Origin of the sequence: Pantanalinema rosaneae CENA516 (genome assembly GCF_050753385.1) — a bacterium.
Taxonomy (GTDB): Bacteria; Cyanobacteriota; Cyanobacteriia; order Leptolyngbyales; family Leptolyngbyaceae; genus Pantanalinema; species Pantanalinema rosaneae.
Map to the genome: position 1 here is coordinate 79,844 of NZ_JBLZFZ010000025.1, position 14,376 is coordinate 94,219.

General features: G+C 44.6%; 13 protein-coding genes. 9 read left to right on the forward strand and 4 right to left on the reverse strand.

Features of this window, described 5'->3' with window-relative positions:
* Positions 1-53: 53 nt before the first annotated feature.
* The 5 genes from ACN4EK_RS16000 to ACN4EK_RS16020 all read left to right on the forward strand — a co-directional run bounded on the left by ACN4EK_RS16000 (position 54) and on the right by ACN4EK_RS16020 (position 3,772).
* Positions 54-446, forward strand: a complete 393-nt coding sequence (locus ACN4EK_RS16000; RefSeq protein ID WP_431659014.1) for an endonuclease domain-containing protein — start codon at positions 54-56, stop codon at positions 444-446.
* Positions 447-588: 142 nt separating this feature from the next.
* Complete coding sequence (locus ACN4EK_RS16005) at positions 589-1,086, forward strand: HNH endonuclease (RefSeq protein WP_431659015.1); 498 nt, start codon at positions 589-591, stop codon at positions 1,084-1,086.
* A 262-nt stretch (positions 1,087-1,348) separates the two neighbouring features.
* Entirely contained in the window at positions 1,349-2,644 is a 1,296-nt protein-coding gene (locus tag ACN4EK_RS16010; protein WP_431659017.1) for a DHH family phosphoesterase, read from the forward strand.
* Positions 2,645-2,831: 187 nt separating this feature from the next.
* Positions 2,832-3,071, forward strand: a complete 240-nt coding sequence (locus tag ACN4EK_RS16015; RefSeq protein WP_431659018.1) for a hypothetical protein — start codon at positions 2,832-2,834, stop codon at positions 3,069-3,071.
* Positions 3,072-3,160: 89 nt separating this feature from the next.
* A complete protein-coding gene (locus ACN4EK_RS16020) occupies positions 3,161-3,772 on the forward strand; it encodes an antibiotic biosynthesis monooxygenase (protein ID WP_431659019.1) in 612 nt (203 codons plus the stop codon).
* Between the two features lie 11 nt (positions 3,773-3,783).
* On the opposite strand, the gene ACN4EK_RS16025 is transcribed toward ACN4EK_RS16020, so the two are convergent.
* Positions 3,784-4,338 carry an NUDIX hydrolase gene (locus ACN4EK_RS16025; RefSeq protein ID WP_431659020.1) on the reverse strand — a complete coding sequence of 185 codons (555 nt, stop codon included), beginning with the start codon at positions 4,336-4,338 and terminating at the stop codon, positions 3,784-3,786.
* Between the two features lie 212 nt (positions 4,339-4,550).
* On the opposite strand from ACN4EK_RS16025, the gene ACN4EK_RS16030 reads away from it, so the two are divergent.
* Positions 4,551-5,888 carry a hypothetical protein gene (locus ACN4EK_RS16030; RefSeq protein ID WP_431659021.1) on the forward strand — a complete coding sequence of 446 codons (1,338 nt, stop codon included), beginning with the start codon at positions 4,551-4,553 and terminating at the stop codon, positions 5,886-5,888.
* 85 nt (positions 5,889-5,973) lie between these two features.
* On the opposite strand, the gene ACN4EK_RS16035 is transcribed toward ACN4EK_RS16030, so the two are convergent.
* The 3 genes from ACN4EK_RS16035 to ACN4EK_RS16045 form a co-directional block, all read right to left on the reverse strand.
* A complete protein-coding gene (locus ACN4EK_RS16035; protein WP_431659022.1) occupies positions 5,974-7,962 on the reverse strand; it encodes a glycosyltransferase family 39 protein in 1,989 nt (662 codons plus the stop codon).
* A gap of 78 nt (positions 7,963-8,040) precedes the next feature.
* The gene (locus tag ACN4EK_RS16040) at positions 8,041-9,642 is read right to left on the reverse strand and encodes a hypothetical protein (protein ID WP_431659023.1); all 1,602 of its coding nucleotides are present in this window, start codon (positions 9,640-9,642) and stop codon (positions 8,041-8,043) included.
* A 340-nt stretch (positions 9,643-9,982) separates the two neighbouring features.
* Positions 9,983-11,674 (reverse strand): hypothetical protein, encoded by a 1,692-nt coding sequence (locus tag ACN4EK_RS16045; protein WP_431659024.1) that lies wholly within the window; start codon positions 11,672-11,674, stop codon positions 9,983-9,985.
* On the opposite strand from ACN4EK_RS16045, the gene ACN4EK_RS16050 reads away from it, so the two are divergent.
* The 3 genes from ACN4EK_RS16050 to ACN4EK_RS16060 form a co-directional block, all read left to right on the forward strand.
* On the forward strand, positions 11,673-13,454 hold the full coding sequence (locus tag ACN4EK_RS16050; protein WP_431659025.1) for a hypothetical protein: 1,782 nt from the start codon (positions 11,673-11,675) through the stop codon (positions 13,452-13,454). The two genes, ACN4EK_RS16045 and ACN4EK_RS16050, sit on opposite strands and share 2 nt — an antisense overlap.
* 65 nt (positions 13,455-13,519) lie before the next feature.
* Positions 13,520-14,227: a class I SAM-dependent methyltransferase gene (locus tag ACN4EK_RS16055; protein WP_431659026.1), complete on the forward strand. Its 708-nt coding sequence runs from the start codon at positions 13,520-13,522 to the stop codon at positions 14,225-14,227.
* A 34-nt stretch (positions 14,228-14,261) separates the two neighbouring features.
* Positions 14,262-14,376: glycosyltransferase (locus tag ACN4EK_RS16060; RefSeq protein ID WP_431659028.1), on the forward strand; the 115-nt coding region annotated here is incomplete at its 3' end.

The following is a 14,376-nucleotide window of genomic DNA, read 5'->3' on the forward strand; positions in this document are numbered from 1 at the left end:
GGAACTTTGATAATTTCAGGGCACTCTAGAAAAATGATGTCAGCGTTCTACTGATGCCAAAAGATTCTTCTAGGATTCGGGGTACGAATCAGCAGACAGAGCAAGCCGCTCGTTATCTGCGCCACCATCTCACTCCTGCCGAAGCCAAATTATGGGGTGCTTTACAAAAACGGCAGCTTGCTGGACTCAAATTTCGCTGTCAACATCCTGTCGGACGCTTCATTGTTGACTTCTACTGTCCATCCTGCAAATTAGTAATCGAGGTAGATGGCAGTGTTCATACTCAACAAACAGCCTATGATAATGCCCGCACAGAACAGCTTCGATCGTTTGGCTATCATGTACTCCGATTTACCAACGAAGAAGTCTTAACTGATCTGCAATCTGTTCTAGCCCGTATCATTCATATCGTAGAAATCCAGTTCCCCCCAGAATTGGGGGGCTAGGGGGGCGTTAGACTTCCGCATCCCCCCAGAATTGGGGGGCTAGGGGGGCGTTAGACTTCCGCATCCCCTCCCTTGACAAATTCCGCACTCGGTACGTCTCATGTGCTACCATCTGGGGAAATATTTGATCTAACCGAATCAGATGGGCAAAGTCCTTGTACTCAATGCCTCCTACGAACCGCTCAACATTACCAGTTGGCGTAGAGCGATCGTCCTTCTCCTAAAAGGCAAAGCTGAACAGGTTGAACATAATGGTAAGTATGTTTACTCAGGATTTCCACTGCCAACGGTCATCCGACTGCGCCATTACGTCCGGGTTCCCTACAAAGAAATTGCCTTAACCCGCAAAAATCTCCTCCATCGGGATGGACACGCCTGCCAGTATTGCGGCTATACCGGAGATGACCTCACCCTCGATCATGTCATCCCGCGATCGCGAGGCGGCGGCGACACCTGGGAAAACATCGTCACTGCCTGTGTGCGCTGCAACGTCAAAAAAGGCAACCGCACCCCCAAAGAAGCCAACATGCCCCTACATACTTCCCCGCGCAAACCCTACAGTGGCTTGTACTTTGAGGTGACTAAACACTTAAAGAACGGTGTCAACCAGGAATGGCGCAAATACGTGATCGGCATTTAACCCTCTGCATTTCCTTGTAGGGGGTTTTTGCTGGGTAGTCAGTTGGGGAGTCGTACATCACGTCGAGCCACACCAACTATAGAGCTTTCTCTATCTTTAGAGATGCATCACATGGCTTATGACGTTTTCCGGTTTTTTTGCGATGATCAGATCTAAGTCGGTTAACAACTGATTAATTTTTTAGTCGCTGACTTACAACGGAGCGCGTGTAGCAACGATGGCTAGAATCCCTTGCCACTCTCTTCACCTGTGATGACTCTTTATGCAAACTGACTTGCTCGACCATCAAAATAGTGTGTTGACTCAAACCTTTCCGACCCAGACTGATCCCAAAGACCCACGCTCACTTCCGGGTGAAGCAACCTCTCAGCCAGTCGTTGTGCCGATCCAAGAATCTCCCAGCCCTGTTGCTCAGCCCTTTGCTTACGATATTCCCCGATCGCTAGAACAAAGCCAAAAAGTGGAAGCCCTACGCCAAACGTTAGAACGTCACCGGGGAGAACGGCAACTTGTTGTTCTACAAGACTTTCCTGACCCCGATGCGCTTTCTTCGGCATGGACATATAAGCTGATCGCCCAAAAGTACGAGATTCAATCCGATATTATCTATGCAGGCACCCTCAGCCACCAGGAGAACATTGCCCTGGTCAAGCTCACGAACCTGCCTGTGCAACGCTGGATCCAACCGATTAATAAAGGTCGCGACCTCTCAGTCTACCAGGGCTGTGTGCTGATTGATAACCAGGGCACTACTAGCGAACTCGTCCCCGCGCTGCTAGAAGCCAACCTACCGATCACAGTGGTCATCGATCACCACAGTATGCAGGGCGATATCAAAGCCGAATTTATTGATATCCGTCCCTACACCCGCGCCACTGCCACCATCCTGACCCAGTATCTCCAGGCTGGCTTACTCCGGCTCGATAGCAATTCCAACGAGCATGTTAAATGTGCCACAGCATTGATGCATGGGCTGCGATCGGATACTAACGCCCTGCGACAAGCTCAGGAAGAAGATTTCCTTGCCGCCGCCTATCTCAGCCGCTTCTATGATGCTCAACTGCTCAATGCGGTTCTGCTCTCCGCCCGCTCGAAACAGGTGATGGATGTAATCGAGCGATCGCTGAAAAACCGCATCGTTCGGAACAACTTCTCGATCGCCGGGGTAGGGTATCTGCGTTACGACGATCGGGATGCTATCCCTCAAGCGGCTGACTTTTTGGTGACAGAGGAAAATGTCCATACGGCGGTCGTCTATGGCATTGTCCACGATGAAGACGAAGATATTGAAGTCGTAGTCGGCTCCCTCCGTACCACCAAGATCACCCTCGATCCTGATGAATTCATTAAAGAAGCCTTCGGTCGGGATACCCAGGGCGAATTCTTTGGCGGTGGTCGCCTGCAAGCGGGGGGCTTTGAAATTCCCCTCGGCTTCCTCTCCGGCTTCACCGAGAATGCCGAATACGCCAAGATGAAGTGGAGCGTCTTCGATGCCCAGGTCAAGCAAAAGCTATTGCGTCTGGTCAATCCCGACTCGGCACTGTCGGAATGGGGTTAATCTGCTTGCCAGAAAGCGGATGAGGCAGTTGGGGCAGATGAGGCAGATGAGGGAGACAACTTGGATCGCTGAAGCGGGGGGTTAGCTGACTTACCCCAGACTGCCCATTATTGACCGTGTTCCTCTATGCTGGAATACGCCCTACTTTCGGGTAGGGATGACACAACATAGGGGAATCAAATCAGCCATGCGGTGTGCAGTTTTAAGTAGCGCGGGACAAGTGTTAGCCAACGGCAAACTATTCATCCAGACCGACGATGACGGCGATTTAATCCTGGTCTTCCAAACCGATCGCGGCACGATCATCTCCGGCGGTAAGGTCGATGGCAATGGCGATCTCACAGATGCCAGTCAGGAATTATTTCGCAGCTTCTTCCATGCCTGGGGGATGTCCGGTATTACCCTCACCGCCCAATCCAGCCGTTAATGTAGGCAGGGTGCGGAAGTTGTCTCAATGTACTGTTGCGATCGCGAACTTGGATTAACAATAGTAGGCATTCCCTTCCAACCGCGATTATGCCGATGCCGCATCCTGATCAGTCTTCTGACCCCATTACCCTGGTGATCTCAGAGGTTGTAAAGCCTGACTGCCTTCAGGAGTATGAGGGTTGGGTGAAAGAAGTGAATCAGGCGGCTCGTCAATTTCCTGGCTTTCGTGGGGTGGAAGTGATTCGTCCCCGCGATCGTGCCCATGCGGAATATGTTGTGATCGTTAAATTTAATCACTATGAGCAGCTCAAAGCCTGGTTAACCTCGGAGATTTATCAACAATGGGTCGAAAATGTACGGCATTTGTTTGTCAGTCGATCGTCCCAACAATTACCCGATGGTCTGGAACTCTGGTTTACCTTACCGCCGAATGCCGAGCAACCCTTTCCCCAACCTGCCTATTACAAAAAGGTAATTTTGGGCGTTTTGGGAGTCTATCCGTTAATTTTGCTGGCAGATGCACTGCTGAAACCGTTGGTCAAAGATCTGCCACCCTTACTGGCACTATTCCTGTCTGTGATGCTGGTTTCGGCGTTGTTAACCTACCCGGTTCTACCCTGGCTAACGCAGATCTTAAACTTCTGGTTGTATCCTCCACCCCACTCCCCTCGTCAACCCCACCGAAAGAGAAATCGGTGATGGAGGTAGCTTTAGCGAAATAAGGGGTTTAATGCCAACGCGATCGCCGCGATCGCCCCTAGCACAATCACTTCACCTTGCTGTACGGCACTCAAAAGTTCCGTCGGAGTCATCAGTACCGTTTCCATCTCCTCTAAATCGCCGGAATTTGGAGCAGTCACCGCTTGGGCATTACAGGCTGTGAAGATATGCCCGTGGCTACAGCGATAATTAGCACTACTGACGAAGCGAGTGAGAGGTTGCCAGTTTTCGGCAGTGTAGCCTGTTTCTTCTAATAATTCCCGTTTGGCGGTTTCTAGGGGATCTTCTGTATCATGAATGCCGCCTCCTGGTAACATCAGGCTGACTCGACCGACCCCATGCTTATATTGCCGTAATACAATCACCCGACCATCGGGAACCTGGGCAAAAATGGTGGCATAGTCTTGCATTTGGACGCGGTGATACCCATTGACAATTCGACCATCAGGCAATCGAATCTGTTCTACAGACAACCTTAGCCAGGGATCAGAAACATAAATATCCTCACTACTTAATGTTTGCCAGGGTTCAAGATTGTGACTCATAGCGGCTCAAAACTGGAACGATACAACCACCAGAACCGTCATGGGGATGGATGCAGTGGGTGCAGTTGAATGCGATCGCCCAACTGCTTGCCAATTGTTAAATCACCCCATATTCTGTTTCTGAATAGTTGAAAAAATCTTAAGCGCTGTTTGGTGATTACGGAACAGTAGCATTCGCTAGTTGAATGACCCTTTGGACTCACCACCCTTTTATGACCCACACCCCTTATCTCTCTGTAGTAGCAACGGCCCGCAATGATAATCACGGTGGCAACATGCTCCGCCGGATGCAAATCTTTGTGAATGGCTTAATTGAACAGTCGCGGCGCTATCAGTTGGATACGGAACTGTTGATTGTCGAGTGGAATCCGTTACCCGATCGCCCCCACCTGAGCGAGGCATTAACCTTTCCGGTAGAGGATAGCCCCTGTGTGGTGCGAATTGTGGAAGTACCGCCAGAACTGCACCAGCAGCTTCGCTATGCCCAATCCTTGCCGTTGTTTCAAATGTTGGCAAAGAATGTTGGAATTCGGCGGGCACAGGGAGAATTTATTTTAGCGACAAATATTGATTTATTGTTTTCTGACGAACTCTTCAGTTGGCTAGCCGCTCGACAACTACAGCCAGGGAAATCCTACCGCATCGATCGACATGATGCCGCCGCTGATGTGCCGCTAGAAGCACCGATCGCAGAGCAACTAAATTACTGTAGTCAGAATTTATTACGCATTTGCCACAAGGACGGCATTGAAGAATTCCAGCTAGAACCCGTTGAACCAGAAATTATTCCCATTGCCGAGATCATCGAGCCAGTCTTACCGGTTGCTGAACCAGAAGTATCACTACCCAAGTGGTATGAATCAATTCCTGAATCCGCCCTGCCCCGGTTAGCCAGACTGCGGAAAATTTACAAGCAGCTATTGCCTACCCCTGTCCGAGATGCCATTCTTAAAACCTTACCGAAGGATTTGACAGAATGGCTGATCGATCGGGGTCTATTAACGAAACAATTGCCACCGCCCCCTCCCGAACCGGAAGCGATCGTTGAACCCGAACCGGTAATCGAAGAAATTCCTGTGCCGTTATGGCAATATCCGAAGCTGCACACTAATGCTTGTGGCGATTTTACGTTAATGTCCAAAGCGGATTGGTTCGCCATTCGCGGCTATCCAGAATGGGAAATCTTCTCCATGCATTTAGATTCCGTGTTGTTATATATCGCCCACTACGCCGGGATTGCGGAAGAGATTTTGCCTGAGCCAATGCGGGTTTATCACATCGAACATGCCTCTGGTTGGACCCCCCAAGCAGAACGCGACCAATCCTTAAACAAACGGCTGGAAAAACTCCAAATCCCCCAATTAACTATGGATCAATTTGATGCGATCGTTCGACTCATGGAGCAAACAGGTAAACCTTTTATTGTCAACGATCACGATTGGGGTATGACAAAACAAGATTTATCAGAAGTCATCATTAACGGTAGGTCAGAGACAGAAATTCTGTCATTACAAAGAATAGATCGAAATAAAGTTAGTAGAGATTTTTAGCCCTTTCACTAGTTACGTGCTCTTTAGTTGGGAAATAGAATCATAGGATGCTTTGTATTCAGTATCCTAACTCTGTGATTTATCTCTAGCTTTTCAAAGATTCCTTTTGAAAATCGAAGTAATAGATTTGATATGTACTTAGCGTTCCTGGATCGATAATTTTTCTAAGTAAAAAATGTTTGTCGTTAAATGGGTCAACCATACTAGATGGTCTCATTTTTTTATAATAGTTGATGTACTGACCCGGAAATGTATTAGCCGAAATAATGATATAACCTTTTTGCGCTTGTATTAACGCCTCTTTATCGCCAAACCAGATTTTGGAACGCTTGCTTCTCTTAATACCAGATGGAATTTTAACCCCATTTAGTTTCATCCAATCTAAGATGACATCTTGATTAATTGGCTCACAACAAGTGTGAAAAATCATGTCTTTTTCAGCTATATTTTCTGCTATCCACTGCTCCATTTGTGGAAATAGAACTAATTTTTCCTGAAAGTGTTTGGCAACCAAGTTAATAGAACTAACTTGAACTTTGAAAGTCATGATAAAAATAATTGTTAGAGTTAACAAGCTGAAGGCTTGAAAAAACTGTTTATTGTTGTGATAACCCCGTTTCTCTAGCCAGAGCCAACACCAATCATAGAGTTTTGCAACTGGAACAGCCATGATAATCAGAAAGTATGGTAACCACGCAACTAAATGTCTGGTTGTTTGTAGTTTTCCATATTGGGATAGAATTCCAATAGTTGCAGTCGCTAATATAGGGAAAAGAAGATTCTTTCGCTTAATTAAAATAATTAAAATTCCAGCAACTAGTAGAAAGCCTTGTAAATATGTATATATAATTCCGATTTCTCCAGATTGAATTTCAGGTGTTTTAGAATCCCAAACATTAATGCCAAATAAGAAGAACTTAATTGCATCGAATAAGTTATGGATAAACACCTGTCCTAGCTTATTCCTTTCAATAAACATTTCGATCGAGGCTAAAAAATAGTTCCCGCTCCAGAGGATTGTTGGCACTCCTAACAAGAAACCGATTGCAAATCCAGAACAAACAGTAGTTGCTGAGGAGAAAATAATTTTTTTGAAAAAGGATCTAGTTTGAGGAATTAAAAATAGAACAATAATCGTGGTTATAATTGCAAATAAAATCAACCAAAGTTTCTGAACTGTCGAAGTTGCCCTGGGATATATTTCTTCATTAAGTGTCAACAACAATAGGTCAGTCAAACCTGTTCTACCAATGATATTGAGCTTGATAAGTAACGCTAAATAACCTCCTACTAAAATGATTGAAGCGATGCCGACAAAAAAAACAATGTTTAATAAGCGATACCCTTTTCGTAGAAATACAATTGGCTGAACAATACAGTAGGCTAGTAGAATTGGCAGGATCGCTAACATAGACTGAAAACGGGCTGCCATCGCCAATCCAGCAATGATGCCGCTGATAAGATAGATTCTATAGGACTGAGTATCTAGTGCTTTAAGGATAAGCCAAACAGACAAAAGCACTAGACTAAGGTTAGTTGGTTCAATCCGTAAATGAGTGATTGTTGATCCATAAGTTGGTGATACTCCCAGTAGAAGAGCTGTAACTAACCCTCCCATAGGATTGGTAAGCCGTCGAGCAATTGCATAGGCAAGAACTATGGAAAGAACATAGAAAAAATAGGAAATAAATCGCATGAGCAAGTAAAGAGATTGCAAATGCTCAAATGAAAAGTACCGGATTCCATGAGATTGATTTGTTAAACCAAGGATTAGATAGACTCGGTAGTAAGCTGACCAGATTAATGTTCCTAGGAACATTAATGGTGTGCCAGGAATATCAAAAAATTGCTGTCTAAAGTCGAGTTTGATAAATCTTAAAACTTCTTGAATGTAAGGGAACTCTTCAGTGTTGAAATACCAAGGTAATGTAAGGTTAGGATAGGCGGCAATACAGGAGGAGTATATGATAATGCCAAGTAAAATAAAAAGGCTGAAAGCTTCTTCTTTAGATTTGGGACTAAATTTGAGCACTATTTTTTTTAGTCGTGGGTAAAAAATTGTTGATAGTAACATCGTTCTTATAGTTTATAAAGGTGTTAGTAACTACACGGTAAAGGTCTGTACAGAAATATTATTTAGAGACTAACTCGTCTATCTAGCAAACATCCGGATTGACCGATCGGAGATAAATTCTTGCTTAATCCTCTGTAGTGGGCTATAACTCGTTGTGTCAAAATCTTGAGGTAGAAGCTCACGAGGAAACTGCTCTAATAGTGAAATTTGACCGTCTGAGTTGTATTGCAAGGCAATGATTTGGCTATACATAACTTTGTCAAGCTCCTGAGACATTCCTTTTCGTTGCCACTCCATCCCTGTAGCGGTAAAGCTCCACGGATTGTCCCTCACCAAATCTCCATTTTCATATATAAAGTAGCCAACGACTTTGTGGTGAGGATAGAGCAACTGTACAGGGAAGTCAAACCATAATGCAGCACCAAAAGGATCTTTCTCATAGGTTTTAGGCATGTTAGTGAGCAAAATCATTGTATTGTCTTCGATGCTAGGAACTAGGTGAGCAACCTGAGCCATGACAGAGCGATGGATTTGCCAGCGATATTCATGAAAACCTTGTAGAACTACACCTGAGCGTACTCCTGAAAACACGATCGCACTACAGGCAATAATAACAAATAAAGGTTGATATTTCTTCTTTGGTAAAATTTTTGCCAACAAACATATCCCTGACCCTAAACAGATAGCCGCTCCTACACTTGGCAGCATTTGAGTACGCCAAAAACTTGTGTTTCTATTGATGAGCAAATAGATCGGTAAACTCAGGATTAGAAAGAAGAAGCCTAAGCTAAGGCAAGTCAATAAGGCTCGATTTGAAGGCAGGTTTAATCTTAGAAAGCTTGATTTAGGTGATATAAGGTAAGCTCCAATTACGAAGGCAAAAACGCACAAAAGAGCGACCACTGGAGCTAGTTTTCCGACGCTATAGATAGATAAAGTGTTTGACCATTTCCAAAATTGTAGGCTTTGCCAAATGTGAGCTTGGATATCTGTAACAATAGTGTTTAGACTTAGATCTGGTCGAGCGATCGAAGTTTGGTAAGTATTTACTTTAGAGATTAAATATCTCTGAAGTTGTAACCAGCCATAAACTGTAGGAATGATATACCAAACAACAGTTGTTGCAATCAAGCGTAGATTCAGTTTGGGACGCAGTATGAATAGAAGAATTGGGATGCTTGTAATCAAGAAGAAATGACTTTCATAAGTCCATAATGAAACGTAAAGTATGGGCAGAGATAAAACCAGAAAAGTAATAGCATGACTCACTCTTTGAGCTAGCCAGCTTTCTAATAAGAAATAAACGGCTAAGATAAACAGAAAAATAAAGCCAAATTGATGGAGTTGTCCAATCCAATTGAGGGCTCTGTCAGAAGCATGGACGATGACCAATGCTCCAATTAAAAAGCTGAAGAAGGAATACTCAGGAAATAGTCGGCGGAAGATTAAGTAAATTAAGACTCCTCTTCCCCACCACAGAAAGCCATATAACAGTTGATAAGTGACATAGCTCCCATTATTAAACCCAAGCAAGTATCCTAATCCTAAGAACAGACTGTTGTATGGGCGTAATTCATCTGCATAATTTAAGCAGGTGTACAAACCTTTTTGGCAGTTTACAGGAAAACTGGTTTCAAAGGGCAACCCACGATCAAAGGCAAAAACTCCCCATATACACATAACTAATATCCAGTAAACAATTAATGTTACTGTTAATGACCGACGTATTAATGTGGGCTGAAGATCAGATGATTCTAGGAGGCTAGTCATATATGGTTGTTAATTACGCAACAAATTAAGTCTAGATTTTGAAAGCTTCAAATAATGAAATCATTGCTGAAACTTAGCGTTTGCAGTGGCTCGCATAAACTGGACAAAAGGTTAAACTCTGAACCACCTAAAAGATAATAGGAGTAGTTCACCAGCAACAAACGTAAACAGTATAACTGTGAATTCAAGCCTAAGGTCGCCCTGGAATCCATTTGAGATTAGAAAGCAGTAGTAGAATTAATTGATCTATCTACCTAGCAAACATCCGAATTGAGCGATCGGGGATAAATTCTTGCTTTATCCTTTGTAGCGGGTTATAACCCGTTAGGTCAAAAGCTTGAGGTAAAAGCTCGCGAGGAAACTGCTCTAGTAGGGAAATTTGACTGTCTGAGTTGTATTGCAAGGCAATGATTTGGCTGTACATAACTTTGTCAAGCTTCTGAGGCATTCCTTTTCGTTGCCACTCCATCCCTGTAGCGGTAAAGCTCCACGGATTGTCTGTTACTGAATCTCCATTTTCATATATAAAATAACCGACAACTGTACGGCGAGGATAGAGCAACTGTATGGGGAAGTCAAACCACATTGCAGCACCAAAAGGATCTTTTTCATAGGCTTTTGGCATATTAGTCAGCAAAATCATTGTATTGTCTTTGATGCTAGGGACTAGATGAGCGACCTGAGCCATGACAGCACGATGGATTTGCCAGCGATATTCATGAAAACCTTGTAGAGCTACACCTGAACGTACTCCTGAAAACACGATCACGGTACAGGCAATAATAACAAATAAAGGTTGATATTTCTTCTTTGGTAAAATTTTTGCCAACAAACATATCCCTGACCCTAAACAGATAGCCGCTCCTACACTTGGCAGCATTTGAGTACGCCAAAACATTGTATTTCCAGCGATTAGTAAATAGATCGGTAGGCTCAGAATTAGGAATAAAAAACCTAAGCTAAGGCAAGTCCATAAGGATTGAGTTGGAGGTAATTGTAGTCCTAGAAATCCTGAGTTAGGTGATAGAAGATAAGCTCCAATGACGAAGGCGAAAACGCATATAAGAGCGACCACCGGAGCCAGTTTTCCGATGCTATAGATAGATAAGGTGTTTGACCATTTCCAAAATTGTAGGCTTTGCCAAATGTGAGCTTGAATATCTGTAAGAATAGTGTTTAGACTTAGATCTGCTCGAGCGATCGAAGTTTGATAATTATTCACTTTAGCAATCAGATACTTCTGAAATTGTAACCAGCCATAAACTGTAGGAATGATATACCAAATAGCCATTGTGGCAATGAAACGTAGATTCAGTTTGGGTCGCAGTACAAATAGAAGAATTGGGATACTTATAACCAGGAAAAAGTGACTTTCATAAGTCCACAATGAAACGTAAAGTGCGGGTAGAGATAAAACTAGAAAAGTGATAGCATGACTTGCCCTTTGAGCTAACCAACTTTCTAGTAAGAGATAAACGGCTAAGATAAACAAAAAGATGAAACCAAACTGATGGAGTTGTCCAATCCAATTGAGTGCTCCATCAGAAGCATGGACGATGACCAATGCTCCCACTAAAAAACTGAAGAGGGAAGACTCAGGAAATAATCGGCGGAAGATTAAGTAAATTAAGACTCCTCTGCCCCACCATAGAAAGCCATATAACAGTTGGTAAGTGACATAGCTCCCATTATCAAACCCAAGCAAGTATCCTAATCCTAAGAACAGACTATTGTATGGGCGTAATTCATCTGCATAATTCAAGCAATCGTGTAAGTTGTTCTGACAGGCAACAGGAAAACTGGTTTCAAAGGGCAACCCACGATCAAAGGCAAAAACTCCCCAGATACCCATTACCAATATCCAATAGATCAGCATGGTAATGAGTAGAGAGCGCCGTTGAGTGCGACGATATACAGAAACCGTATCAGCAGAATGAGGCATGAATCGCTTGTCTATACTTAATAACAAGTTCACAAAATTATCCGGCAATTTGAGATTATGGCGCAAATTGTTTGAGCGCACCTATGCGATTGGATGGGCGATCGCACCTTTAGTAATAATTGCTGGACTATGGTTATGGCAAGTGCTTGGTCAGTTCGCGATTGGTCTAATTGGTCAGAGTAGCAGTTTTACCGTTTGGTCACTATGGTGGCTGCAACGTGCTATCTGGCTGAATTACGATTGGATGATCACTGATTATGTGGCGACTCCGTTTCAGCAAAATTTGTTGTTATTCCTATCTCCAATCGGCAGTTTGATCTATGCCGGACTAAGAGGGCTGCAATTTAACGCGCCTCTAGCATTTAACCTACTCTATGTGATTGCCATCCTTTTTACAGGGTGGTCAATGTTTGCCTATCTTGGATATTGCCAGGTACCTAGGTTTTGGGCAAGTTTTTGTGCAGTGTTATGGGCATTTAGTCCGGTCATGACCTATCAGTTGTTCCAGGGAAGACCAGATTTGATGGCTTTAGGTTGGATTCCCTTGGGATGTTGGGCATGGGACGTTATGCGGACAACCCCTCACCCAAACCGTTTGGGCTGGCGACTGGCATTAATTGGCTTAGGGGCTATTTTTACCAGTGTTCAACTTGCTATATCAGCCCTGGTTGTGTGGCTACCCTATATTGCGATTGGGTTGTTCCGCTCTGTCCCAGGCGATCGTCGTTGGTTGTTCAACTCGGTATTGTGGCAGACTCTTGTGGTACTTGCTGTGATTATGGTGTATCCCTTACCAGGCATTCTAAAAACCTGGGCAAGTCTAGCTCCAGAGTCTCAAGCGATCACGTTGCCAGCAGGTATATGGCAGTGGTCGGCTGGAATTATCCTGATGGTAATCCTCTGGGGAGGATTAATGGGATTAGTTGGCTTGAACTGGAGAATGGTGACCTCAAATCGTATCAGTTCTGGAACTCTCATCGAACCGATAAATGAAGTATTGTCATGGGCAAGCATTACTAGTGTGACCTTAGTCTTAGGATGTGTTGCTGCAACAGGTTGGTTACTAGATCTGCGAAGCTGGTTCACTCCTGTAGATTGGTTCGCTTCTGCCAGTATGGGATGGTGTTGGTTAGTCGCGGTTTGTTTACCAGTGTGCTGGAAAACTAAACAACGGCAGGGACAAGCATTTCGAGTTGTACTGCCGTTCATACCCGTAGGGATTTTGATCCTGGCGATTGTACTTCAGCCTGCTCCCCCAACGATTCCCTGGAATGACTCAACCGCATATACCGCGATCGGTCAGGAAGGGGGAGATTATGCTGTTTTGGAGGTTCCATTTGGGCTGAAATCACTGAGTTCGGAGCAAACCTTGGGTACTGGAGCAACATTGCAGCAGTATGCAGTCGAGCATCATAAGCGATCGCTAAGTGGTATGCTGACCCGGGATGGGCTAGAGGTGTTTCAGCACTACACTGACTCACCCTTATTTCGCTTGCTGGCAGGTGAGCCAGTGATTCCAAGTCCAGAGATCGCCGCAGACCTCAAGAAAACGATTCAACAGGAACAAATTGGCTATCTGGTCGTTCATCCTGATCAGTTGCCTCTGGCACAACGAACATTAATTTTCAACTTTCTTAACGCTCAACCACAAAATTTGTGTAAAGTATTTACTGATTCTGTTACCGTTGTGTACCGAACCTCCTGGCATCCCTTTGGCTGCACCAGGAAATTAGGCTCTTTACCAACAGCGGCGACCCCTGTGCTAGAAGCAGTGTCGTAGATAGGCGGTCTGGTCATCGTCAGGTAGAAAGTCATTGAAGTGGTGAGTGATGTAATTTGGCAGCCATGAAAGGAGATTCTCCCTATCTGTTTAAGCAGGATCGGTACTCGTCGCATTCCCAGATCTCAACATTGCTGCGACGGTGGGCTACGATCGCTTCAGTTCAGCCCTATACAGTTTTGGACGTTGGCTGTGCCGCTGGCTTCCTCAGACCCTTTCTGCCCGAACCGTATTTTCGGCTGATCGGGGTAGAGTATGATTCGGATCTAGTTGCTCAAGCAAGGCAGCACTATGATGCGGTCTATCAAGCCGACCTGAATACTAAGTTTGATCTGCCCCTAGAGCACCCCCCCAATGCGATCGTTTTGGCTGATGTATTAGAACATTTGCCCGATCCTGATGTGGTTCTGAATCGCTTGTTGCACCAGTATGCCAAGCCGGGAACACCAATTATTATTTCTCTACCCAATGTTGCGCATTTGTATGTTCGCTTGGGTTTATTATTAGGACGATTTGATTATGCTGATCGAGGCATTTTAGATCGCACCCATCTCCGCTTCTTTACACTGCGGACAGCACGTCAGCTTTGCTTAGACTGTGGAATTCGTCTACAGTCTGTTGGTGTGACTCCTGTACCGCTGCCGCTGGTTCATCCTCTGTTTGGTGAAGGGAAGTTATTGTTTCCGGTTCATGCCTTCAATGCCTTCCTCGCATCAAGTTTCAAAGGTCTGCTTGGCTACCAATTTATTTTGAATGGAGTTTATGAATCCTAACCCTACTCTCTTCCAGCGCCGTGTAGTTGTGGTGATGCCAGCGTATAATGCGGCTAAAACCCTTAAAACAACTTACGACGACCTGCCCCACCATACGGTAGATAGTGTGATTTTAGTGGATGACGGCAGCAGAGATGATACCGTGTATA

Bases quoted from the DNA above. Each gene is read 5' to 3' on its own strand.
- ACN4EK_RS16050 (WP_431659025.1), top strand. From the start codon at position 11,673: ATGAATCGCTTGTCTATACTTAATAACAAGTTCACAAAATTATCCGGC.
- ACN4EK_RS16020 (WP_431659019.1), top strand. From the start codon at position 3,161: ATGCCGATGCCGCATCCTGATCAGTCTTCTGACCCCATTACCCTGGTG.
- ACN4EK_RS16010 (WP_431659017.1), top strand. From the start codon at position 1,349: ATGCAAACTGACTTGCTCGACCATCAAAATAGTGTGTTGACTCAAACC.
- ACN4EK_RS16045 (WP_431659024.1), bottom strand. From the start codon at position 11,674: ATGCCTCATTCTGCTGATACGGTTTCTGTATATCGTCGCACTCAACGG.
- ACN4EK_RS16035 (WP_431659022.1), bottom strand. From the start codon at position 7,962: ATGTTACTATCAACAATTTTTTACCCACGACTAAAAAAAATAGTGCTC.
- ACN4EK_RS16000 (WP_431659014.1), top strand. From the start codon at position 54: ATGCCAAAAGATTCTTCTAGGATTCGGGGTACGAATCAGCAGACAGAG.
- ACN4EK_RS16030 (WP_431659021.1), top strand. From the start codon at position 4,551: ATGACCCACACCCCTTATCTCTCTGTAGTAGCAACGGCCCGCAATGAT.
- ACN4EK_RS16005 (WP_431659015.1), top strand. From the start codon at position 589: ATGGGCAAAGTCCTTGTACTCAATGCCTCCTACGAACCGCTCAACATT.
- ACN4EK_RS16025 (WP_431659020.1), bottom strand. From the start codon at position 4,338: ATGAGTCACAATCTTGAACCCTGGCAAACATTAAGTAGTGAGGATATT.
- ACN4EK_RS16015 (WP_431659018.1), top strand. From the start codon at position 2,832: ATGCGGTGTGCAGTTTTAAGTAGCGCGGGACAAGTGTTAGCCAACGGC.
- ACN4EK_RS16040 (WP_431659023.1), bottom strand. From the start codon at position 9,642: ATGTGTATATGGGGAGTTTTTGCCTTTGATCGTGGGTTGCCCTTTGAA.
- ACN4EK_RS16055 (WP_431659026.1), top strand. From the start codon at position 13,520: ATGAAAGGAGATTCTCCCTATCTGTTTAAGCAGGATCGGTACTCGTCG.